Annotated in this window: 21 protein-coding genes and 2 tRNA genes; 11 read left to right on the top strand and 12 right to left on the bottom strand. The window is 54.1% G+C overall.

All coding sequences use genetic code 11. From position 1 onward, the window contains the following. The first annotated feature begins 15 nt into the window (after positions 1-15). Positions 16-996 (top strand): succinylglutamate desuccinylase, encoded by a 981-nt coding sequence (astE, locus tag AC0Z7K_RS01350; protein WP_485612425.1) that lies wholly within the window; start codon positions 16-18, stop codon positions 994-996. Between the two features lie 190 nt (positions 997-1,186). Here astE and AC0Z7K_RS01345 read toward each other — a convergent pair. Then, positions 1,187-1,276, bottom strand: a tRNA-Ser gene (locus tag AC0Z7K_RS01345). 194 nt (positions 1,277-1,470) lie between these two features. After that, positions 1,471-1,560, bottom strand: a tRNA-Ser gene (locus AC0Z7K_RS01340). 395 nt (positions 1,561-1,955) lie between these two features. Between AC0Z7K_RS01340 and AC0Z7K_RS01335 the strand changes: the two genes are divergently transcribed. The 4 genes from AC0Z7K_RS01335 (at position 1,956) to AC0Z7K_RS01320 (ending at position 5,956) form a co-directional block, all read left to right on the top strand. Beyond that, a complete protein-coding gene (locus AC0Z7K_RS01335) occupies positions 1,956-3,437 on the top strand; it encodes a peptide MFS transporter (protein ID WP_485612423.1) in 1,482 nt (493 codons plus the stop codon). A 125-nt stretch (positions 3,438-3,562) separates the two neighbouring features. Continuing rightward, complete coding sequence (gene ghrA, locus AC0Z7K_RS01330) at positions 3,563-4,504, top strand: glyoxylate/hydroxypyruvate reductase GhrA (protein ID WP_485612422.1); 942 nt, start codon at positions 3,563-3,565, stop codon at positions 4,502-4,504. 66 nt (positions 4,505-4,570) lie between these two features. Then, positions 4,571-5,311, top strand: coding sequence for a PHP domain-containing protein (locus AC0Z7K_RS01325; protein WP_485612420.1), 741 nt, complete (start codon positions 4,571-4,573; stop codon positions 5,309-5,311). A gap of 60 nt (positions 5,312-5,371) precedes the next feature. After that, positions 5,372-5,956 (top strand): TorD/DmsD family molecular chaperone, encoded by a 585-nt coding sequence (locus AC0Z7K_RS01320; RefSeq protein WP_485612418.1) that lies wholly within the window; start codon positions 5,372-5,374, stop codon positions 5,954-5,956. A 74-nt stretch (positions 5,957-6,030) separates the two neighbouring features. Here the strand turns inward: AC0Z7K_RS01320 and AC0Z7K_RS01315 are convergent, their stop codons facing one another. From AC0Z7K_RS01315 to mdtH, 3 genes are all read right to left on the bottom strand, one after another. Beyond that, positions 6,031-6,594 carry a lipoprotein gene (locus AC0Z7K_RS01315; protein WP_485612416.1) on the bottom strand — a complete coding sequence of 188 codons (564 nt, stop codon included), beginning with the start codon at positions 6,592-6,594 and terminating at the stop codon, positions 6,031-6,033. Positions 6,595-6,742: 148 nt separating this feature from the next. Beyond that, the gene (gene grxB, locus AC0Z7K_RS01310) at positions 6,743-7,390 is read right to left on the bottom strand and encodes a glutaredoxin 2 (RefSeq protein WP_413528538.1); all 648 of its coding nucleotides are present in this window, start codon (positions 7,388-7,390) and stop codon (positions 6,743-6,745) included. A 155-nt stretch (positions 7,391-7,545) separates the two neighbouring features. Beyond that, on the bottom strand, positions 7,546-8,751 hold the full coding sequence (mdtH, locus tag AC0Z7K_RS01305) for a multidrug efflux MFS transporter MdtH (RefSeq protein ID WP_485612414.1): 1,206 nt from the start codon (positions 8,749-8,751) through the stop codon (positions 7,546-7,548). 212 nt (positions 8,752-8,963) lie between these two features. On the opposite strand from mdtH, the gene rimJ reads away from it, so the two are divergent. The 4 genes from rimJ (at position 8,964) to murJ (ending at position 12,842) form a co-directional block, all read left to right on the top strand. Then, the gene (gene rimJ / locus AC0Z7K_RS01300; protein ID WP_413528540.1) at positions 8,964-9,551 is read left to right on the top strand and encodes a ribosomal protein S5-alanine N-acetyltransferase; all 588 of its coding nucleotides are present in this window, start codon (positions 8,964-8,966) and stop codon (positions 9,549-9,551) included. Between the two features lie 10 nt (positions 9,552-9,561). Continuing rightward, positions 9,562-10,215 carry a DUF480 domain-containing protein gene (locus AC0Z7K_RS01295; protein WP_413528541.1) on the top strand — a complete coding sequence of 218 codons (654 nt, stop codon included), beginning with the start codon at positions 9,562-9,564 and terminating at the stop codon, positions 10,213-10,215. A gap of 12 nt (positions 10,216-10,227) precedes the next feature. Next, complete coding sequence (locus AC0Z7K_RS01290) at positions 10,228-11,139, top strand: Gfo/Idh/MocA family protein (RefSeq protein ID WP_485612412.1); 912 nt, start codon at positions 10,228-10,230, stop codon at positions 11,137-11,139. Positions 11,140-11,306: 167 nt separating this feature from the next. Beyond that, positions 11,307-12,842 carry a murein biosynthesis integral membrane protein MurJ gene (murJ, locus tag AC0Z7K_RS01285; protein WP_413528543.1) on the top strand — a complete coding sequence of 512 codons (1,536 nt, stop codon included), beginning with the start codon at positions 11,307-11,309 and terminating at the stop codon, positions 12,840-12,842. 75 nt (positions 12,843-12,917) lie between these two features. Here the strand turns inward: murJ and argS are convergent, their stop codons facing one another. Further along, entirely contained in the window at positions 12,918-14,651 is a 1,734-nt protein-coding gene (gene argS, locus AC0Z7K_RS01280) for an arginine--tRNA ligase (RefSeq protein WP_112164435.1), read from the bottom strand. Between the two features lie 297 nt (positions 14,652-14,948). Between argS and AC0Z7K_RS01275 the strand changes: the two genes are divergently transcribed. Further along, complete coding sequence (locus tag AC0Z7K_RS01275; protein ID WP_485612409.1) at positions 14,949-15,509, top strand: VOC family protein; 561 nt, start codon at positions 14,949-14,951, stop codon at positions 15,507-15,509. Here AC0Z7K_RS01275 and AC0Z7K_RS01270 read toward each other — a convergent pair. Continuing rightward, a complete protein-coding gene (locus AC0Z7K_RS01270; RefSeq protein ID WP_485612408.1) occupies positions 15,506-16,654 on the bottom strand; it encodes a MalY/PatB family protein in 1,149 nt (382 codons plus the stop codon). The two genes, AC0Z7K_RS01275 and AC0Z7K_RS01270, sit on opposite strands and share 4 nt — an antisense overlap. 121 nt (positions 16,655-16,775) lie before the next feature. Between AC0Z7K_RS01270 and cutC the strand changes: the two genes are divergently transcribed. After that, positions 16,776-17,534, top strand: coding sequence for a copper homeostasis protein CutC (cutC, locus tag AC0Z7K_RS01265; RefSeq protein ID WP_485612406.1), 759 nt, complete (start codon positions 16,776-16,778; stop codon positions 17,532-17,534). 482 nt (positions 17,535-18,016) lie between these two features. Here the strand turns inward: cutC and AC0Z7K_RS01260 are convergent, their stop codons facing one another. From AC0Z7K_RS01260 to AC0Z7K_RS01240, 5 genes are all read right to left on the bottom strand, one after another. Beyond that, the gene (locus AC0Z7K_RS01260; RefSeq protein ID WP_413528547.1) at positions 18,017-18,220 is read right to left on the bottom strand and encodes a hypothetical protein; all 204 of its coding nucleotides are present in this window, start codon (positions 18,218-18,220) and stop codon (positions 18,017-18,019) included. 161 nt (positions 18,221-18,381) lie between these two features. Beyond that, positions 18,382-19,353 carry a tRNA 5-methoxyuridine(34)/uridine 5-oxyacetic acid(34) synthase CmoB gene (cmoB, locus tag AC0Z7K_RS01255; protein ID WP_485612404.1) on the bottom strand — a complete coding sequence of 324 codons (972 nt, stop codon included), beginning with the start codon at positions 19,351-19,353 and terminating at the stop codon, positions 18,382-18,384. Beyond that, positions 19,350-20,093, bottom strand: a complete 744-nt coding sequence (cmoA, locus tag AC0Z7K_RS01250; protein WP_112164428.1) for a carboxy-S-adenosyl-L-methionine synthase CmoA — start codon at positions 20,091-20,093, stop codon at positions 19,350-19,352. The genes cmoB and cmoA overlap by 4 nt, the downstream gene beginning before the upstream one ends. 123 nt (positions 20,094-20,216) lie before the next feature. Beyond that, complete coding sequence (locus AC0Z7K_RS01245; protein WP_112164427.1) at positions 20,217-20,612, bottom strand: MAPEG family protein; 396 nt, start codon at positions 20,610-20,612, stop codon at positions 20,217-20,219. A gap of 109 nt (positions 20,613-20,721) precedes the next feature. After that, positions 20,722-21,540, bottom strand: a complete 819-nt coding sequence (locus AC0Z7K_RS01240) for a DUF72 domain-containing protein (protein WP_485612401.1) — start codon at positions 21,538-21,540, stop codon at positions 20,722-20,724. Between the last annotated feature and the right edge of the window lie 63 nt (positions 21,541-21,603).

The following is a 21,603-nucleotide window of genomic DNA, read 5'->3' as shown; positions in this document are numbered from 1 at the left end:
TCAAAGGAGTGAACCATGTTTGATTTACTGGCGATGACGCTTTCCGGCGAGCCGGTTGCTGAGCCTAGCGGGCAAACGGAAACGCTGGACTGGCAGTGGCGCGGTGAAGGCATTCTCGAGTTGTCACCGCGTCAGCCCTGCGATACGGCGTTGGTGATTTCCGCCGGTATTCACGGCAATGAAACCGCGCCCATCGAACTGCTGAATCAGCTGGTCAGCCAGCTGCTGGCGGGGGAGCGGGCGCTGACTGTCCGTCTGCTGGTGCTGCTGGGGAATCCGCCGTCGATGCGTATCAACCAGCGGTATGTCGATGCGGACATGAACCGCATGTTCGGCGGCCGCCATGCCCGTTACAAGCCCAATGATGAAACCCGACGTGCGCAGGAACTGGAGCAGGTGATGGCGCTGTTTTATATCAGCGCAAAGGCTGCCGGCGCGAAGCAGCGTTTTCATTATGATTTGCATACCGCTATTCGCGGATCTCAACACCTGCGTTTCGGTCTGCTGCCTTTCCAGTCACGGCCGCAAGGCAAAGCAATGCTTGAATGGCTGGATGCCGCCGGGCTGGACGCGCTGGTGCATCATCGCTCGCCGGGTGGCACATTCACGCATTTCAGCAGCGAGGTGCTTCAGGCCGACAGCTGCACGCTGGAACTCGGCAAAGCCTTACCGTTTGGCGGCAACGATCACGCGCAATTCATCGGTGTGCGGCGGGCGCTGGAAACACTGGTCAGCGGTGAACCACTGCCTGGCCGTGAAGCCGGTTCCCCCCTGTTGCATTACCGCGTAGTACAGGATGTGATCCGCTCAAAAGAGGATTTTCAGCTGTTTGTTCCCGGTGACGCCCTGAATTTTACCCCCTTCAAAAAAGGGTTTGTGATTGCGCAGGAAAACGGCAAAACCTATCGGGTGGAGGCGGAGGAAGAAGTGGTGCTGTTCCCGAATCCGAACGTGGCGATAGGATTACGGGCAGGTCTGATGCTGACGAAAATGTAATTTTCCCCAACCTATCCCTGCGAAGGGGTAGGTTGGGGGCAAATAAAAAAGTCGAAGTATCCTTTTACAAAAAGTAAGGTTTTAATATCCACTCCCGGCCTCCCCCTTCGCAGGGGGAGGAGCGAATATTCTTAACCTGCAACAAAAGAAAAAGGGTCCTGATTTTCATCAGGACCCTTTTTCTTTAATTTGGCGGTGAGAGAGGGGTTCGAACCCTCGATACGATTTCTCGTATACACACTTTCCAGGCGTGCTCCTTCAGCCACTCAGACACCTCACCGTTTCCGTTACATCGCGAACGTTGCAACGGGGCGCTACTATAGGGAGACTGCCGAAAAGGGTCAAGCAGAATTTAGGGCAAATGTGCTGTCTGGTCAGAGACTGTTCAGGCTAATGATTTGTTAACCCTGGTGGACTTGTAAAAGCCAAAAAGAAAAAGGCCCGGATTTTCATCTGGGCCTTTCACTTATAATGTGGTGGAGAGAGAGGGGTTCGAACCCTCGATACGATTGCTCATATACACACTTTCCAGGCGTGCTCCTTCAGCCACTCAGACACCTCTCCAGCTATCAGCTGCACCGCAGTACTGCTGACCGGCGCTAATGTAGGGAAAAGCGGGGCCATCGTCAACACTCTTTTGCAGGATCCGTGCCGATTAGCCAAACTTAGAGCAATCTGATGATTTACAGAACAAATAGTGCTTTAAGCCTGAGCAGATGGAAACTGTTGCACTTGGTCATTAGCCAGGCTAATTAAAGTGAATAAATAATTAGCCTGGTTGCATAAAAGCGCAATTTACCCGCAAACACTTTTTGTTACTCACAAATAGCAACATATGTTGTGAAAAACAGCATTGGCGGAGGTATAACAGTGCCCTTTGAAAAATTGCTTCCTATTAGAACCGTAAAAGTCGCACAGCGAAGCTGCATTAATTTCTCATATCACGACAGGGGTCACTCTTGAGTCAGCCAAACAACGCGACCACGTCGCAGCACCGTACGGCGATCCCCGCCGGTGCGGGCACGTTATTCTTTGTTCAGACATTCGCGACGCTCGGCTTCGCGGTGTTGTATTCCACGCTGGTGCTGTACGCCACCAAAAAGCTCGGATTTAGCGAAGACAACGCCAACGCTATTATGGGCGTCTTCGGGGCATTCAACTACGGCCTGCACATGTTCGGCGGTTACCTCGGCGGACGTTATCTTAGCAACCGTAATCTCTTCGTGCTCGGAATGGTGTTGCAGGTCTTTGGCTGCGCACTGATTGCACTGGAGGGCGTAACCGGTCTTTACTGGGGGCTGGCGATGTTCCTCACCGGCAGCGGGCTGAACGTCACCTGCCTGAACATGATGCTGACGCAGCGCTTTGCGCCGGACGACGATCGCCGTGAATCGGCCTTCCTGTGGAATTATGCCGGGATGAATCTCGGCTTCTTTATTGGGTTTGCCGTCGCCGGGTATTTCCAGCTCAGCGAAAACTATCGCGCGCTGTTCCTGTTCGCCACGCTGGGTAACGTGGCGGCGATCGTCGTGACACTTTCCCGCTGGTCCATTCTTGCCGATATCAGCACGCCGCTTAAAGAAGCCAGCCGCAGCCAGATGCTGCGCCGCATGGCCGTCGGTATTGCGATTCTGGTCGTGCTGGTGCCGGTTATCCGCCTGCTGCTGACCCATGCCGAGTTCAGCAGCTACTTCGTCGTGGTGCTGGGCGTGATTATCTTCGCACTGATGGCGATGGTGACGTTCCGTCATCGCGATGCCGGCGAGCGCCGCCGCATGAAAGCCTATCTGCTGCTGGCACTCGGCTCACTGGTGTTCTGGACGCTGTATCAGCTTGCCCCGATGGGGCTGATGCTGTTCTCCGAGCACAATATCGACCTGAACGTTTACGGCATTCGCGTGGCGCCGCAATGGATCCAGAATATTAATACCGTGGTGATCGTGTTAGGTGGCCCGCTGATGGCGCTGTGGTTTAAAAACCTGCGTCAGCGTGGCTGGAACATTGATATCCCGACGCAGTTCTCTGCCTCCCTGTTCTGCATGGGGCTGGGTATGCTGGTGCTGCCGCTGGGCATTCATCTGGCGGGCGGCGACGGGCTGGTGGCGTTCAAATGGATTGCCATCAGCTATCTGCTGCAAAGTATCGGCGAGCTGCTGATTTCACCAATCGGTTACGCGATGATCGGCAAACTGGCTCCGGCCCGCTATCAGGGCGTGATGATGGGCTGCTGGATGATGGTTACCGGTGTAGCCTCGGTGCTGGCGAGTTACATCTCGGGACTGATGCCGCAGAACGCTGGCAGCACACCGGTACTGACCAATCCGGGCTACAGTCAGGTGTTCAACGCGCTGGGCTGGGGCTCTGTCGCCACCGGCGTAGTGCTGCTGGTGCTGATCCCTCTGTTACGCAAAATGATCAGCCGCGAACCCGCTGCTGCCTGAGTTATTTATCGCATCAATGTCTCATCTCACAGGCTCCGAATTTCGGGGCCTGTTCTTTTTTCAGCCTCAGGGTTGCATCCTGATGATATTCAGGGAAATCTATCAGGAAAACGGAGGTCACAAAGATGAACATAATTTTTTACCACCCTACATTTGATGCAAAACTCTGGATTGATGGAATAACAAAAAGATTGCCGCAGGCCAGCGTCCGCGCCTGGAACGCCGCCGACCATCAGCCCGCCGACTACGCGCTGGTCTGGCGTCCGCCACATGCGATGCTGGCGCCGCGCAAGGAGCTTAAAGGCATTTTTGCGCTGGGGGCGGGCGTCGATGCCATTCTCACGCAGGAACAGCGTCAGCCCGGCACGCTGCCCGCAGGCGTGCCGCTGATCCGCCTCGAAGACACCGGCATGGCGTTGCAGATGCAGGAATATGCGCTGGCGAGCGTGTTGCGCTATTTCCGCCGTATGGATGAATATCAGTTGTTCCAGCAGCAAAAACAGTGGCGTCCGCTTACGCCGCATTCCCGCAGTGATTTCACGATCGGTATTCTCGGCGCGGGGGTACTCGGCAGCCGGGTGGCTGAGGCGCTGGTAGGAATGCAATTTTCCGTGCGCAGCTGGAGCCGTAGTCCGAAATCCGTTGAGGGCGTGCACAGTTTCTACGGCGACGATCAGTTAGCCGCATTTGCTACGGGCTGCAAAGTGCTGATTAACCTTTTGCCCAATACGCCGCACACCGCCGGGACGCTCAATCATCAACTGTTCACATTCTTATCGCATAATGCGTACCTGATTAACCTCGGTCGTGGCAGTCATCTGGTGGAAGGGGATTTACTGCGCGCGCTGGACAGCGGGCAAATTGCCGCTGCCCAACTCGATGTCTTCGTCGAAGAACCGTTACCGGCCATGCACCCGTTCTGGTCGCACCCGCGCGTCAGTATTACGCCGCACGTGGCAGCTGATACGCTGCCTGAAGAGGCGATGGATAGCATTGTCAGGAATATTCTGGCAATGGAGGCGGGGCGCGAACCGGCAGGGCGCGTCGATCTTGAGCGAGGTTACTGACTCATCTGCTAACATTATTAAAGCTGCGGTTATTGCGCCGCAGCGGAACATTCTCAAGGAGAGCACATGCCGTACCCGGTCGATTTACATATGCACACCGTCGCCAGCACCCACGCTTACAGCACGCTGCATGATTACATTGATGAAGCAGCCGAAAAGGGCATTAAGCTGTTTGCCATCACCGACCACGGCCCGGATATGGCCGATGCACCGCATTACTGGCACTTTATGAATATGCGGGTCTGGCCGCGACTGGTTAACGGCATCGGCATCCTGCGCGGGATAGAATCGAACATCAAAAACATCAACGGTGATATTGACTGCACCGGCCCGATGCTCGATGAAATCGACGTAATCATTGCCGGTTTCCATGAGCCGGTGATGCAGCCGGTCGATAAAGAAACGCACACCGCCGCGATGATTGCCGCGATGGCGGGCGGCGAGGTTCACATTATTTCCCATCCCGGCAACCCGAAATACCCGATAGATATTCCTGCCGTAGCGGCGGCAGCGGCGAAATATGACGTGGCGCTGGAGCTGAATAATTCCTCCTTCATTCATTCACGAAAAGGCAGTGAACCGAATTGCCGTGCGATTGCGCTGGCGGTAAAAGAAGCCGGTGGCTGGCTGGCGCTGGGATCGGATTCGCATATTGCCTATTCCCTCGGCGGATTCGAACACTGCGAACGTATTTTGCAGGAAATTGATTTCCCTGAAGATCGTATTCTAAACGTCAGCCCGCGACGCTTCCTTGATTTTCTTGAGAAGCGCGGTCGCGCGCCAATTGCAGAACTCAGCGAACTGTGACATTGTCGCCGCCAATTCGCAGGGGTTTAACCCTTTACACCGTCTGATCAGGTTACTGTTATGAATGAATTTTCAATTGTTTGTCGCGTACTCGGCACGCTGTTTTACCGCCAGCCGCAGGATCCGTTACTGGTTCCACTTTTTGGCCTGATTCAGGACGGTAAGCTGCGTGAGCACTGGCCGCTGGAGCAGAACGCGCTGCTGATCCGTTTGCAGGAAAGCGCCAACCCGGAAACCCTGGCCGCAGAATTTAATCATCTGTTTGTCGGTGCCGAATGCGCTGTTTCGCCTTTCCGCAGTGATTATGTCGAAGGCGCGAATGAGATGGACGTGCGGACTTTCCTGCAACAGCGCGGAATGCCGCTGGGCGACGGACCGGCCGACCATTTCGGCGCGATGCTGCTGGCCGCGTCATGGCTGGAAGATCAGTCAACGGAAGATGAAGTCACGGCGCAAATTACGCTGTTCGATGAGTTCCTGTTCCCGTGGTGCGGTAAGTTCCTCGGCAAAGTAGAAGCCCATGCGACCAGCGGTTTCTACCGCACGCTGTCTGAAATCAGCCGCGAAGCCTTGCAGGCAATGCGTGACGAACTGGAAGAGCAACTCCCGGACGATTTGGAAGATGACGAGGAAGACGATCAGTAATCGACTCTTCTGAAATGCGAAAAGCCCGGCCATGAAGATGCGCCGGGCTTTCTATTGACATGCGTATGGCTAAATCAGTCAGTGAAAGGGATCACCAGTTGCCCCGGTTTCACTTCAATGCCTTTCGCCAGTTTTTTGGCCATCGCTTCGCCTTTACTGCGATCGGCGTTCAGCACGTAGGCCGGACGCTGGTCAAAGTAGGCTTTCAGCGAGTTGTTCAGATACGGCATCAGGCCTTTCATCACGCTGTCCATTTTTTCCGGCTTGATGGTGTAATCCACCACCTGCATATCTTTGAGGAAAATGGCGCTTTTCTCGCGGTCAAACGAAGGATTGGCCTTCAGCGTCAGGTGCATATCGGCTTTCTGCGGGCCGAACAGCGAGGAGATATCCACGCTGGCATCGCCGGTCAGTGTCACAACGCCAGGATCAGCGCGACCAATCTGGCTGCTGAGGTTGGTCAGAACGATTTTCGCATCTACCAGCCCCGGCACGCCGAGCTGCTTCTGGAAATTATTGTTCTTTTGCAGATAATCATTCACCTGCTGTTCGCTGATGGTGTACTGCGTGAGCTGGTTACAGCCGGTCAGCAGAGTGGCGCACAGCATAAATGCGGCACCGAGAATTCGTTTAGTCATTCTTCCCTCATTACATGAACACTATTTTGTCAGCATGACCGCGAAACGGCATGACTCCAATCAGACAACGCTGATTAGCCTAAGTGCTGGGGGCGCAGAAGAAAAGGAAAATGAGCCGGAAGCGGGCTTCCGGCTGAGTGAGGACGGATCAGCGGGCGATGCCGGTGAACAGATTGACCTGGGTTTGTTTCGCCATATTGTCGCGGTACGCCTGCACGCGGGACGGCCAGTCGATGCCCTGAACAATGGAAAGCGAACGAAGCAATGGCCACAGATGGATGTCATCCTCAGACAGTTCGCCGTTCACCGCATTAGGCTCGACGATCAGTTTGTCGAGGGCGCGCAGATCCTGACTGATTTTTTTTACCAGACCGTCGGAGTGTTTCAGATGCTCCTGGAAATCCCCGCTGGCGGCCTGTTTTTTATCGGAGAAATACTTACGCGCTTCCGGCGTGGCAAACTCTTCCAGTGGCGCAGCGGCAAAGCGTGGCAGTAACAGACGGCCGGTATATTCAGAGACGTGTCGCAGCCAGGTCGCAATGGCAGCGTTGGTCGCGCCGGTCAGTAGCGGTTTGCCGTCACTTTTATCGATGAAATTCACGATATCCATACTTTCTGGCATGAAACTGCCATCCTGTTTTTGCAGGATCGGCACCATCTTTTTACCCACCATCGAAATCGGGGTTTTCTCGTCATCGTTGGGCAGAACTTTTATCTCAACGGGAATGTTCTTCAGACCGAAAATCATGCGTGCTTTAACGCAAAAAGGGCAATGTTCGTAAACGTAAAGTTTCATATTTCATAGCTCCTGTTTTCGCCGGCGTTGACCTGTAGGGTGCGTGAAAATTGCCGGATGTAGGTTCGGATTTTATCGACGTGTTAAAACCAGTATGGGTATAGATGGTAGCGAGATCAAACGGCGATACTGTGACCGCCGTTTTAATAAGCAGACTAATTGCCGTTGAGCATCGCCGGTTCGATACGGCGAAGATTAAATTGCCAGTACAATCCGGTGAGGGTGATGAAGCCGACTACGCCGAGTAATAACCACGGTAATTCAGGCAGTTCGAGGGCGCGGCCGGTGTCATACATCCAGCCTCCGCCGGTATAACCAATGACGCCGCCCAGGGCCAGCCCCAGACGGCTGAAGCCCATATAACTGCCGCGTGCGCGGGCGTCGGCCAGTGATGCACTCAGCGTCTCGCGCGCCGGTTCCGCGATGATTGAGCCAATGTAAAAGAAGCCGATGAGCAGCAACAGCGGGTTGATTGATGTCACCAGCCCTACCGGCAGCAGGCTCAGAGTCATGATCAGCAGGCCAAACATCAGGCGCTGCTCGAGGCGGAAACGTTTTTCGCTCCAGCGGGCGATCGGATAGAGCAAAGTCAGAGAAAGCACGGCTTCGATGGCATACATCCATTTCACCGCTGACGGACTGCCCGCGACGTCGTTTACCGCAATCGGCAACATCAGCATGACTTGCACGGTTAGCATGTAATAGCCGGTGAGCGTCAGCACGTAGGCCAGAAAACGGCGATCGCGCAGTACGCGCATCATGCCTTCACGCATCGGTGTGCGCATCGTGGAAATCCGGTAGGCGGGTAACAACCAGGCGTTACAGGCGGCGGCCAGAACAAAGATTGCCGCACCGGCCCAGCAGACATAATGGAAATCATATTGCAGCAGCCAGCTGCCGATCAGCGCGCCAATTACCGCACCGGCGCTGTCTTGCATCATCATCAGTGAGAAAAAGCGGCTGCGCTCATGCGGGCGGGTGAGTTTGATGACAAGCGCAGTGCGCGGCGGGTCGAACAGCGTGCCGCCAAGCCCGGAGAGAATGCACGAGCAGATTAAAATCCACGGCTGGTCGGCCATCGCCATGGTGGCGAAACCGGCGGCGCGTAACAGCATGCCGGTGATGATCATTGGCTTGGCACCGAAGCGGTCGGCGATAGCACCGCCGAATATCCCTAATCCCTGTTGCGTTAACTGCCGGACACCCAGCGCCAGACCGACGATCATCGCGGCCCATCCCAACTGATCAACAAATCGAATCGAGATCAACGGAAAAACCACGAAAAAGCCTAAAATAACCAGCGCGTTGTCTAATAACAGAAAATACTTACCCAAGCTCCGAGCTTGTGATACCAGAGACATGCTTCACCATGAGCGATTATTTGTATCCTGTCCGGCGGATACAGAAAGGAGAAAAGACCGTTCCAGTCTGAACCGGAAACAGGCATTTAGATAGGGCGCTATAGATAATATTTTTTTATCGTCAAGCCGCGTTCTGACTGGCAGAATTAGGCATGTTTTATGGTTTCCTATAAATTCTATTTATCGACCCATGCGGGATGTGGAGGGAAGGGATGTTTGGCTATAAATCTGCCGTACCAAAAGTACGGCTTACCACTGACCGGATGGTTCTGCGACTGGTGCACGATCGCGATGCGCACCGGCTGGCGGAGTACTATGCGGAGAACCGGGCATTTCTGAAACCCTGGGAGCCGGTCAGGGACGAAAGTCATTGTTATCCTTCAGGGTGGCAGGCACGTCTGAGCTTAATTACCGAAATGCAGAAACAGGGCAGCGCTTATTATTTCATTTTGCTCGATCCTGATGAAAATCGCGTGATGGGCGTGGCGAATTTCAGCAATGTATTACGCGGCTCATTCCATGCCTGTTTCCTCGGTTATTCGCTGGGTCAGGAATGGCAGGGGCAGGGGTTGATGCAGGAGGCGTTGCAGTCGCTAATCCGTTATATGCAACGTCAGCAAAAAATGCACCGTATTATGGCCAATTACATGCCGCACAATAAACGCAGCGGCCAGTTGCTGGAGCGTCTCGGTTTCGAGCGCGAAGGGTATGCGAAAGACTATTTGCTGATCGACGGTAAATGGCAGGATCACGTACTGACTGCGTTAACCTGGCGAGAATGGACACCCCCGTCCCGATAAGGAGAGCAAGATGAAACATGAACTCAGTGCCCGGGAGGCCCGTGTTGTGGGCTGTTTGCTGGAAAAACAGCTCACGACGCCAGAGCAATATCCGATGACTCTCAACGGTTTGACCACCGCCTGCAACCAGAAAACTAACCGTGAACCGGTCATGGATCTGAGTGAAAGCGACGTTCAGCAAACGCTGGATCTGCTGCTGCGAAAACACATTATCCGCACCCTGAGCGGTTCGCGCACCATGAAGTATGAGCATCGTTTTTGTAATTCTGAATTCGGCAATCTCAAATTTTCCCCGCAGGAAGTGGCAGTGGTTACCACGCTGCTGTTGCGCGGTGCGCAAACGCCGGGCGAATTACGAACGCGCACCAACCGTTTGCATGATTTTGCCGACGTCGCCGAAGTTGAACAAACCCTCACAAAACTGACCGTCCGCGAAGACGGCCCGTTCTGCGTGCGGCTGGCGCGTGAGCCGGGTAAACGTGAAAGCCGGTTTATGCATCTGTTTAGCGGCGAAGTGAGTAATGTAGCCAGCGCGACGGAAGAACCGTCATTCTCCGCCGTGGCCGAAGAGTCAGGTCTGGCAGCGCGGGTGGAAACACTGGAAGCCGAAGTCGCTGAACTGAAACAGCGTCTGGAAAACCTGCTGCAACATCTGGCCGATTAAAAGGAATCTCTCGTGAGTAAACTTCGTTTAGGCGTTATCGGGCTGGGCGGCATCGCGCAAAAAGCCTATCTGCCGGTGCTCAGCCACGCGGATAAATGGACGCTGGTTGGCGGCTTTTCGCCGAATCAGCAAAAAGCACAGGCCGTTTGCGACAGCTATCGCATGACTTGTTTCCCGCGCATCGACGAACTGGCCAGCCAGTGTGATGCGGTGTTTGTGCACAGCAGCACCGCCAGCCATTTCGAGGTGGTCGGCCAGTTGCTGGCGCAGGGCGTGCATGTTTATGTCGATAAACCACTGGCGGCTGAACTGGATCAGGCCGAACAGCTGGTCGAGCAAGCGCATAAAGCGGGTAAAGCGCTGATGGTCGGATTCAACCGTCGCTTTGCGCCGCTGTATCGTCAGTTGAAAGAGCAGATGCAAAATCCGGCGTCCGTACGCATGGATAAGCACCGTACCGACAGCGTCGGTCCGAACGATCTGCGTTTTACGCTGCTGGATGATTATCTGCACGTGGTCGATACCGCGCTGTGGCTGGCGGGCGGTAATGCGAGTCTGGAAAGCGGGCTGATTCAGGTGAATGAATCGAACCAGATGATTTACGGCGAGCACCATTTTCTATGCGGTGAAACGCTGGTGACAACCTCGATGCACCGTCGCGGGGGCTCGTCCCGTGAAAGCGTACAGGCAGTGACAGAGGGTGCGTTCTATCAGCTCGATGATATGCGCGTCTGGCGCCAAGAACAGCAGGATGTTCTGACTCAGCTACCGGTGCCAGGCTGGCAAAGTACACTCACTCAGCGCGGTTTTGTCGGTGCGATTGAACACTTCGTCGATTGCGTCAGCAACCACACCGCGCCGGAAACCAGCGGTGAGCAGGCAATTTACGCGCAGGCCTTTATCGAGAAACTGCTGGAAAATTAAGCATTAGAGACAAAACCACACAGGGTCGTCTGGCAACAATATATAACAACTGCCGGTGGCTATTGCATGGCGGATGCGTAGACTATGCGCATCTTCAAGCCATGCTGGTGACTTCTGATGTTTAACGCGTTGATTTACAAGTAACACCGGCAAATAAGAAAAGTGACATGAACCTACTTAAATCTTTGGCAGCCGTCAGTTCCATGACGATGTTTTCACGTGTATTAGGCTTTGCGCGCGACGCCATCGTGGCCCGCGTTTTTGGTGCCGGTATGGTGACCGACGCCTTCTTTGTGGCGTTTAAATTGCCCAATTTGCTGCGCCGGATCTTTGCCGAAGGCGCGTTCTCTCAGGCCTTTGTGCCGATACTTGCCGAATATAAAACCCAGCAGGGCGAAGAGGCCACGCGGACGTTTATCGCCTATGTGTCAGGTTTGCTGACGCTGGTGCTGGCGGTGGTGACCATACTCGGCATGTTTGCCGCACCGTGGGTGATTTATATCACCGCGCCCGGTTTTGTCGATTCTCCGGATAAATTCGCGCTGACCAGTTCTCTGTTGCGTATTACTTTCCCTTATATCCTGCTGATTTCTCTGGCTTCGCTGGCCGGGGCGATCCTCAATACCTGGAACCGTTTCTCGATACCTGCATTTGCCCCGACGTTTCTTAACGTCAGCATGATCGGTTTTGCGCTGTTCGCCGCACCTTACTTTCATCCGCCGGTGCTCGCGCTGGCCTGGGCAGTGGTCGCCGGTGGCGTTTTGCAATTGGGTTATCAGCTTCCTCACCTGAAAAAAATTGGCATGCTGGTGCTGCCGCGTCTGAATTTGAAAGATGCTGGTGTGTGGCGTGTGATGCGCCAGATGGGCCCGGCGATTCTGGGTGTTTCAGTGAGCCAGATTTCACTGATCATCAACACCATTTTTGCCTCGTTTCTGGTTTCGGGTTCGGTATCGTGGATGTACTACGCTGACCGTCTGATGGAGTTCCCGTCCGGTGTGCTGGGCGTGGCGTTGGGCACCATTTTGCTGCCATCGCTGGCGCGCAGTTTCTCCAGTGGAAATCATGCTGAATACAATCGCCTGATGGACTGGGGGCTGCGCCTGTGTTTCCTGCTGGCGCTGCCAAGCTCCGTTGCGCTGGGCATTTTGGCGAAACCGCTGACCGTCGCACTGTTTCAGTACGGTAAATTCAGCGCCTTCGATGCATCGATGACGCAACGCGCGCTGGTGGCGTACTCCGTCGGCCTGATGGGACTTATCGTGGTCAAAGTGCTGGCACCGGGCTTCTATTCACGTCAGGACATCAAAACGCCGGTGAAGATCGCCATGATTACGTTGCTGATGACGCAGGTGATGAACCTGGCCTTTATCGGGCCGCTGAAACACGCCGGGCTTTCGCTGTCCATCGGTCTGGCCGCCTGCCTCAACGCCTCGCTGCTTTACTGGCAGTTGCGTAAACAGGATATCTTCCAGCCGCAGCCGGGCTGGAGAATCTTCCTGATTAAACTGTTTGTGGCGGTTATCGCGATGTCAGCCGCGCTTGTCGGCATGATGTGGCTGATGCCTGCCTGGGACGTCGGCGGAATGGCTTATCGTCTGGCGCGTCTTGCGGCAGTGGTTGCCGCGGGCGTGGTGGCGTACTTCGCCGTGCTCGGCCTGTTAGGTTTTCGTGTGAAAGAGTTTGCGCGACGGCTGGATTAACTGGCTGAGATGACAGAAACAGAAAAGGGCGCTGAGCGCCCTTTTTTATTGTCTGCGAAATTCAGTTAATGCAGATTACATACGTTCTACAGTTTCGATACCCAGCGTATCCAGGCCGGTTTTCAGCGTGCGCTGGGTTAACAGAGCCAGCTTCAGACGGCTGTTACGGCTGGTTTCATCTTCTGCATTAAGGATCGGGCAGTGTTCGTAGAAGCTGGAGAACAGGCCGGCAACGTCATACAGATACGCACACATGGTGTGTGGCGTGCCTTCGCGGGCAACGACGGTCAGCACTTCTTCGAACTGCAACAGGCGGGTCGCCAGCGCGGCTTCACGCTCTTCGCGCAGCACCACCGGCTGGGTCAGGCTGTTCACGTCGATGTCGGCACGTTTGAAGATAGACGCGACGCGGGTGTAGGCATACTGCATGTAAGGCGCGGTATTGCCTTCGAACGCGAGCATATTATCCCAGTCGAAGATGTAGTCTGTAGTACGGCTTTTCGAGAGATCAGCATATTTGATCGCGCCGATACCGACGGCGTTAACCAGCTTATCCAGTTCTTCGGCGTCTTTCAGTTCCGGGTTTTTCTCAGTGATGAGCTTACGCGCGCGATCAATGGCTTCATCGAGCAGATCGGACAGTTTCACCGTGCCGCCTGAACGGGTTTTGAACGGTTTACCGTCCTTGCCCAGCATCATGCCGAACATGTGGTGCTCAAGCGCCACGGAATCCGGCACATAACCGGCCTTGCGCGCGATGGTCCACGCCTGCATCAAGTGCTGATGCTGACGGGAGTCGATGTAATACAACACGCGATCGGCGCCCAGCGTTTCGTAGCGGTATTTCGCACAGGCGATATCGGTGGTGGTGTAAAGGTAGCCGCCATCCTTTTTACGGATGATAACACCCATCGGATCGCCGTCTTTGTTCTTATATTCATCAAGGTACACGACGACAGCGCCTTCGCTGTCCACTGCCAGACCTTTGGCCTGTAAATCAGACACGATACCCGGCAGCATATCGTTGTACAGGCTTTCACCCATCACGTCGTCTTCAGTCAGCGTCACGTTCAGGCGGTTATAGGTCAGCTGGTTTTGCGCCATGGTGACATCCACCAGTTTGCGCCACATCTGACGGCAGTATTCGTCGCCGCCTTGCAGTTTTACCACGTAACCACGGGCGCGCAGGGCGAAATCTTCATCTTCGTCGTAGTTTTTCTTGGCCGCGCGATAGAACTCTTCAAGGTCAGCCAGATTCATGTCACCGGCGTTTTCGTTCTGCACTTTTTCGAGGTAGGCGATCAGCATGCCGAACTGCGTACCCCAGTCACCCACATGGTTTGCGCGGATTACTTTATGGCCGAGGAATTCGTTAGTACGCACCGCCGCGTCACCAATGATGGTGGAGCGAATGTGGCCAACGTGCATCTCTTTTGCCACATTTGGCGCGGAATAGTCGATTACGATGGTCTGCGGCTCAACCGGCGTGATGCCCAGTTTAGGCGCGGTCAGCGCGCTGTCGACGTGTGCACCTACAAAGGCAGGATCAAGGAAGATATTGATGAATCCCGGCCCGGCGATTTCGACTTTATTAGCGATGCCGCTCAGATCCAACAGTTCAACCACTTTCTCTGCCAGTTGTCGTGGTGGCATACCAAGTTTTTTTGCCACTGACATAACGCCGTTAGCCTGATAGTCGCCAAACTGTGCTTTGGCGGACTGACGGACTTGCGCTTCGCTGTCGGCAGATGCGCCTGCAGCGATCAGCGCCTGGCTGACTTTTTCTGAAAGAAGTGACTGAATATTCACCGGATTACCTTATGTGTTATCCCCGTCATCTTTCGTGCTGCCTCTGCGTTGGCTGCCTTGATGCAACCCGAAAGATTGAGGGGAAGAATGTAGTTGTTTACTGATTATCCGCTTTAAGCGGATTAACCGAAAATGATGCGTGTTTATATCATATCAGCCATAGGGAGTCAGTATCGCCGCACCTTTCAGAGAGTGGAAAACCCGATTCTGCGGCATGTCTCTGGCAAACGAATGAAAGCCTGTGTAAATTACCCGCCCCGGAAGATTTGCAAATTGAAAAGAGTTAGGATGCCCGTCATGAAACATGTGCCTGAGTTACAAGATTTAGTCGATGATCTGCCACGCTTTGCCCGCGTATTGACGGCATTCGCCGCGAAGTTGCAGGTAAATTTGGGAGATTTCCATGCTGATCATATCTCCGTGCGCTGTCATCAAAATACCACGGCGGATCGCTGGCGTGCAGGGCTGGTAAAATGCGGTTCGTTACTGAATGAAACCCAGATCAACGGGCGTCCCATTTGTCTGTTCACGCTCAACGAACCGCTGACGGTTGGCCCGCTGAAAATCGATTTGGTGGAATTGCCGTATCCGGGCGAGAAGCGATATCCGCATGAGGGCTGGGAACACATCGAGATTGTGTTGCCGGGCGTTGAAGATGAGCTCTATACCCGTGCACTGGCGCTGATCGCCGATGACGCGCTAATTATGCCAGGTATCAAACTCAAACAAAGTTCGCCTAAAGGTGAGAACGAACGCCTGCCCAACCCGACGCTGGCGATCACCGACGGGTCAGTGACTATCAAATTTCACCCGCATAGCCTGCGGGAGATAGTCGCCAGCGAACGGGAACAGGATTAATCTGCCAGCGCCTGAAGGGCGATGTCCATGCGATCCAGTGCTTTTTCCAGCAGCGCGCGCTGGCAACCGAAATTGATACGCACGAACTTAGGCTCGCCAAATTCCGCGCCTGAAGTAAAACCAACGCCGGCCTCCACGAAGAAGCGGTAGGGGTCTGTGACCGGCAAAGCGCTGGCGTCGATCCAGCCGAGGTAGGTACCTTCCGGTGCAACCATCTTCAGGCCCGGCATCGCGTTGATCCGGCGCGTCACGAGTTCACGGTTATCACGCAGGTAATCGAGCTGGGCTCTCAGCCATTCGTCGCCATCACGATAGGCTGCAGTTGCAGCGACGAATGCCAGAATGTTGACGTGCGGAACGATGCCTTTGCTGGTTTCGAGGAATTTACGGCGTAATTGCGGATTCGGGATAATCGCCATCGATGCGCCCAGACCGGCCAGATTGAAAGTTTTTGAAGGCGCGAGAAGCGTAATTGAACGCTGTGCGGCATCGTCATTGAGTGACGCAAAGGGAATGTGTTTGAGGCCGGGCTCCAGAATCAGATCGCAGTGGATTTCGTCTGAGCACACCACCAGATTGTGGCGTTTGGCGAATGCCTGCTGTTCCAGCAATTCTTCGCGGCGGTACACCGTGCCACCCGGATTATACGGGTTGCACAGCATTAACAGGCTTTCACTGCCGTCGAGCTGCCTTTGTGCAGAAGCAAAATCTGCCACCCAGCGTTGTTGCTGTTGTTTTACCGCAATGGCTTTGTACTGACGGCCTTCTGACTCTGCCGCCTGAATAAAAGGCGGGTACATTGGCATGGGGACCAGGCTGCTTTGCTCTGGCGTGACGTTTGCACGTACGGCGACGTTCAGGCCACACACCAGGCCGGGCAACCAGACAATCCAGTCGGGCTGGATCTGCCAGTCATAGCGTTCGGCCATGCGTGCGACCACTAACTCAGTCAGTTCGGGTGGCGTAAAACCGTAACCAAAAACGCCCTCGGCGACGCGCTGTTGTAATTCTTTAATGACCTGCGGCGGGGCAGTGAAATCGGTATCTGCTACCCAAAGCGGAATGACATCCTGATTATGGTATTTATTCCACTTAACGCTATCACTGTGACTGCGGTCTACCCGTAAATCAAAATTGAGTGCCATAGTTAGTTTTCCTAAGTAAGCAATAAGCAATTGGGCGGGGATGCTCATCTGTAAGAGCCTACGCGACATGGCCGGTTACAAACAAGTGTTGTAGCATAATGCCGTTATCAGGAGAGGTCACATGACTAAGTTAGAAGTGTGTTGTTACAGCGTGGATTGTGCGCTTACGGCAGAACAGGCCGGAGCCGATCGCGTCGAGTTGTGCGCGAGTCAGGCCGACGGAGGGATCACGCCAAGCTATGGCACCCTCAAACTGGCAAGGGAAAAAGTGACGATCCCGGTGCATCCGATTGTTCGCCCGCGGGGTGGTGACTTTTGCTATAGCCAGAGTGAATTCGACGTGCTGAAAAGTGACGTCGCTTGTATCCGTGATATGGGGTTCCCGGGCGTGGTGGTCGGGATGCTGGATGCGGAAGGGCATATCGATATGCCGCGCATGTGGGAAGTCATGGCGCTGTGCGGCGAGATGGCGGTGACGTTTCATCGAGCCTTTGATATGTGCCTTAATCCAAAGGTTGCGCTGGAGCAGTTGACTCAGTTAGGGGTGGCGCGCATTCTGACTTCTGGCCAGCAGCAGAACGCTGAAGTTGGATTACCGATGTTACGGGAACTGAATCAGCTCACTCGTGGTCCTATCATTATGGCGGGTGCGGGAGTACGTCTGACCAATCTGCAAAAGTTTGTGGATATCGGCCTGACCGAATTGCACAGTTCGGCAGGGCGTCAGGTGAAATCTTCTATGCGCTACCGGAAAGCCGGTGTCACCATGAGTTCTGACACAGATTTTGATGAATTCAGTCGTTATTGCGTGGACGGCGATATTGTTGCTGCAATGAAAAGCACATTGCAATTCGACGATGAAATATCACGCACGGCGTAATTAAGCAGTTTTAATTACGCCAACAGTTTTATTGGGTCTCACGACCCTTATTGCGTCGCCCTGCGCAAGTACCAGGCCCCGTCATGTTGGCGGGGCTTTTTTTGTGCGCGCAATTTATTGCAGTTTATTAGTGCTACTCTTTTAGCCGGCGGCCGCCATTAACCCCAGGTCAGCAACGCTACGCCAAACATTCCGGCTTTCACCACCAGACACATAATAAATAGGCCGAAAACGATAAAGGCTCTGTCTAAAAGGAAGCGGATCTTTCTGCGCATGATTTTCCCCGCGAAGCTGAAAGCATCGCGATACTGATGAATAAGTTTGGCCGAATTTATACACGAAAAAGCAGTAATCAATCCATCAATTAAGCGCATAAAGCGGAAGCTTTACAAAGGCCTGTAACGCAGCGCGCGTTAATGTCAAAAAAGTGTCGTTAATCCGGCGGGTTTATCGCCACTTATGTTGCGGTACGGGCAGTCAGGCTACTTCTCATAAAAGTTTTTAATGCGGATGGCGACGTCAATATTGGCCCAATGCAGCTCATTTTCCTGATGCATGCTGCTGGTGCCGTCTCCCCACGTCACGTAGTACGACACATTTCCCTTTTCTGATTCAAACGCATTGATGACGGTACCTTTGATATCACCGGATCTGTGTTTAACGATACTGCCTTTAGGGAACTTCATATTTCCTCCCAAAACGTTAACGACGATCTCTTTCACAACAAACGGATAGCAATAATAAAAGGTTAGACCTTTTTCACTGAAGTTGTTGCTGATGGTGTTACAGAACGTGTAGGCAAATATCGGAGGATGACTCCCGCCTGATGACGGGAGTAAAAGCAGAATTACGGCTTGCGGGCGATAAGCAGTGCGCGGCGGGGTGCCGGATAGCCTTCGATGGTTTTGGTCGGATCGTTTGGATCGAGGAACTCGGCCAGCGATTCACTGGTCATCCAGTCTGTGCGGCGCTGTTCTTCAACGGTGGTGACACTCACGTTAGCAATGCGCACATCCACAAAGCCACATTTGATCAGCCAGTCCTTCAGCGCATCGGCAGAAGGGATGAAGTAGATATTGCCCATCTGTGCATAACGATCGCCCGGCACCAGTACCTGCTGGCTGTCGCCTTCAACCACTAAAGTCTCAAGCACCAGTTCGCCACCGTTCACCAGCTGATTTTTTAGCTGATACAGATGATCCAGCGGCGAACGGCGGTGATACAGCACGCCCATCGAGAATACGGTGTCGAACGCGTTCAGCTCTGGCAGCTGCTCGATGCCCAGCGGCAGTAAATGCGCACGCTGATCGCCACCCAGTAATTTACGCACGGCTTCGAACTGGCAGAGGAAGAGCTGCATCGGGTCGATACCGACCGCCAGATGGGCGCCTGCGCCAATCATGCGCCACATGTGATAACCGCTGCCGCAGCCGACGTCCAGAATGGTGCGCCCGGTGAGGGGAGAAATATGCGGCAGAACGCGATCCCATTTCCAGTCTGAACGCCATTCGGTATTGATTTCAACGTCGTACAGCGAGAACGGGCCTTTGCGCCACGGCATCATATTACGCAACAGGTTTTCGATCCCTTCGCGCTGGCCAGCCGGCAACGGCGTTTCCATATTGGCGGTGACACTGTGTAGCAAATCCAGGCGTTCCGGCTTAATCAGCGGCAGGCGGTCTACCGAGTTAAACCACAGTTTGAATTTGCCATGCAGGGATTCTTTCTGCCACGCGGTCAGCTGAGATGGAAGGGTGTTTAGCCACGGGCTCAGCGGTCCTTTGGCGATGACACGGTAAAAATCACCAAAATCGATCATGCGGGTTCTCCGGCTTTCAGCGCAATCAGTGAGCCGAAGTTAAAGCACTGGAACCAGACTTCCGTGTGCTGGAAACCGGCCTGACGCAGGCGGGTTTTGTGGGTTTCGACCGAATCGGTCAGCATGACATTTTCAAGCATGCTGCGTTTCTGGCTGATTTCCAGCTCGCTGTAACCGTTGGCGCGCTTGAAATCATGATGCATGTTGAACAGCAGTTCGCCGACATCTTTATCTTCAAAGCTGAATTTTTCCGACAGCACCAGCGCAGCCCCCGGACGCATTCCCTGATACACCTGATTGAGCAGGCGCTGACGATCGTCAGGCTCGAGGAATTGCAGCGTGAAGTTCAGCACCACCATCGAGGCGTTTTTCAGCTCAATGTCCAGAATGTCAGATTCAATCACCGTTACCGGCGTTTCGGCGCGGAACGCATCAATATGACGACGGCAGCGTTCCACCATGGCAGGGGAGTTATCGACAGCAATAATTTCGCAGCCCGGCACCTTGATATTGCGACGCATGGAAAGCGTGGCGGCACCCAGCGAACAACCGAGATCGTAGACATTTGAATCCGGCTGAACGAAACGTTCGGCGAGCATGCCAATCATAGAGATAATATTGGAATAACCCGGTACGGAACGTTGGATCATATCGGGGAAAACTTCGGCCACGCGTTCATCGAACGTCCAGTCGCCGAGCTTATCTATTGGTGCAGAAAAAAGCGTATCGTGGTTTGCCATAGTGGTGAGTCAGGCCAGAAAAGAGTGTGGGTAAAAAGTGAGGGCAGATTTTAGCAGATACTGGCGCAGGCAGATACCTGCGCACCGGTGTTCACTGCAAACTGCCCGGAAAAATGGCCGAAGTCAGTTGAAGGCGAGGAACTGCGACCACGGCAGATAGATAATATTGACGACAACCATCAGCACCAGCGAAATATAGGTCGCCGCCATGCCGTTGCGACGCCAGGTAAATTCGCGGTTTTTCAGACCGTAATAGTGGAATAAGCGCCCGACAATCAGAAGCAGGCCGCAGGCGTGAACCATCCAGACGGCGGCACCGTTCATTTCCATAAACAGCAGTAATAAACAGCCAATTGGCAGATATTCGACGGCGTTGCCGTGCACGCGTATGGCGGTCTGCAATTCGTAGGAACCACCGTCACCGGTGGCAATACGGTATTCCATGCGCAAACGTACAACATCGAAAGAGAGTTTGATCAACAGTATGGCGGCAAGCACGACGTATAACGCGCTAATCATGATGACTTCCTTGGTTATTCCAGGTAATCCGGCGGAATATTTTTCTTCTCCGCTGCCCGGCTATGATAGCGGTCTGACTAAAACCTGTCGTCATGAAAAAGTGAATTTTTTAGAACAACGTATCCTGCAACGGCCAGTCTGGCTCCGGCTGAACTGACGGCATCTGCTGGCGCAGTTGTTGCCACAGGCTGCGCGCCTGCTGAGGCGCATCGGTGCAATCGGGCGTATGGATGAATAAATACGGCGAAAGACCCTCGGATTCCCACGCCTGAAGCTTGTTGATCCATTGTGCGAATAAAGGACGGTTGGCTTCCAGCTGGTCGCCGCCGATGAAGCGGACGAGGGGGCGTGAAGCGGTGGCTAAGGCGTGCAGCGGCAGAACGGGTTTTTTGCGTTTGGCTTCAAGAACGGCTTCGGTCACTGAGCCCGAACTGTGCACCGGGCGGCTGTCGAGAATGGCACGGTTAACGCCGCGCTGACATAAACCTTGATTCAGCCATCGCTCGGCATCGCCTTTGGCAAAGAAATCCAGGTGCCGCACTTCCACGCCGTAATCAAAACCGGCAGGCAGGGCATCAAGGAATCGCCACAAACGATCCAGATGCTGCGGCGCAAAGGTCGCGGGCAACTGCAACCACAGCTGTCCGATGCGTTCGCCAAGAGGTTCGAGTGTGCGATAAAAAGTATCGACATCTTCCTGACAGTCCGCCAGCGCCGCTTTGTGGCTGATGGCCGAGGGGAATTTGAAACAGAAACGGAACGTTTCCGGCGTCATATCACGCCAGCGCATCACCACGTCCTGTTTTGGCAGGGCATAAAAGGTGGTGTTGCCTTCGACACAGTTGAAATACCGCGCGTAATCCGCCAAATCGCGCAGTCCGATGCGTGCCCAGGCGCTGTGATGCCATTGCGGTAAACCAATATACATGCCGGTATTCTCCCGTTCTTCCTTATGAAAACGCCGCCTCTGCGGGCGGCGTCTGGATAGCAA

This window comes from Rahnella sp. 1L-D-7-B-C2 (assembly GCF_057290995.1).
Note: the sequence above shows the minus strand (reverse complement) of the source record. Positions and strands in the feature narration are given on the sequence as shown.

What these genes read in the sequence shown, in the direction of transcription:
- astE (WP_485612425.1), top strand. Translation starts at nt 16, where the DNA reads ATGTTTGATTTACTGGCGATGACGCTTTCCGGCGAGCCGGTTGCTGAG.
- ghrA (WP_485612422.1), top strand. Translation starts at nt 3,563, where the DNA reads ATGAACATAATTTTTTACCACCCTACATTTGATGCAAAACTCTGGATT.
- AC0Z7K_RS01325 (WP_485612420.1), top strand. Translation starts at nt 4,571, where the DNA reads ATGCCGTACCCGGTCGATTTACATATGCACACCGTCGCCAGCACCCAC.
- AC0Z7K_RS01320 (WP_485612418.1), top strand. Translation starts at nt 5,372, where the DNA reads ATGAATGAATTTTCAATTGTTTGTCGCGTACTCGGCACGCTGTTTTAC.
- AC0Z7K_RS01315 (WP_485612416.1), bottom strand. Translation starts at nt 6,594, where the DNA reads ATGACTAAACGAATTCTCGGTGCCGCATTTATGCTGTGCGCCACTCTG.
- grxB (WP_413528538.1), bottom strand. Translation starts at nt 7,390, where the DNA reads ATGAAACTTTACGTTTACGAACATTGCCCTTTTTGCGTTAAAGCACGC.
- mdtH (WP_485612414.1), bottom strand. Translation starts at nt 8,751, where the DNA reads ATGTCTCTGGTATCACAAGCTCGGAGCTTGGGTAAGTATTTTCTGTTA.
- rimJ (WP_413528540.1), top strand. Translation starts at nt 8,964, where the DNA reads ATGTTTGGCTATAAATCTGCCGTACCAAAAGTACGGCTTACCACTGAC.
- AC0Z7K_RS01295 (WP_413528541.1), top strand. Translation starts at nt 9,562, where the DNA reads ATGAAACATGAACTCAGTGCCCGGGAGGCCCGTGTTGTGGGCTGTTTG.
- murJ (WP_413528543.1), top strand. Translation starts at nt 11,307, where the DNA reads ATGAACCTACTTAAATCTTTGGCAGCCGTCAGTTCCATGACGATGTTT.
- AC0Z7K_RS01275 (WP_485612409.1), top strand. Translation starts at nt 14,949, where the DNA reads ATGAAACATGTGCCTGAGTTACAAGATTTAGTCGATGATCTGCCACGC.
- AC0Z7K_RS01270 (WP_485612408.1), bottom strand. Translation starts at nt 16,654, where the DNA reads ATGGCACTCAATTTTGATTTACGGGTAGACCGCAGTCACAGTGATAGC.
- cutC (WP_485612406.1), top strand. Translation starts at nt 16,776, where the DNA reads ATGACTAAGTTAGAAGTGTGTTGTTACAGCGTGGATTGTGCGCTTACG.
- AC0Z7K_RS01260 (WP_413528547.1), bottom strand. Translation starts at nt 18,220, where the DNA reads ATGAAGTTCCCTAAAGGCAGTATCGTTAAACACAGATCCGGTGATATC.
- cmoB (WP_485612404.1), bottom strand. Translation starts at nt 19,353, where the DNA reads ATGATCGATTTTGGTGATTTTTACCGTGTCATCGCCAAAGGACCGCTG.
- cmoA (WP_112164428.1), bottom strand. Translation starts at nt 20,093, where the DNA reads ATGGCAAACCACGATACGCTTTTTTCTGCACCAATAGATAAGCTCGGC.
- AC0Z7K_RS01245 (WP_112164427.1), bottom strand. Translation starts at nt 20,612, where the DNA reads ATGATTAGCGCGTTATACGTCGTGCTTGCCGCCATACTGTTGATCAAA.
- AC0Z7K_RS01240 (WP_485612401.1), bottom strand. Translation starts at nt 21,540, where the DNA reads ATGTATATTGGTTTACCGCAATGGCATCACAGCGCCTGGGCACGCATC.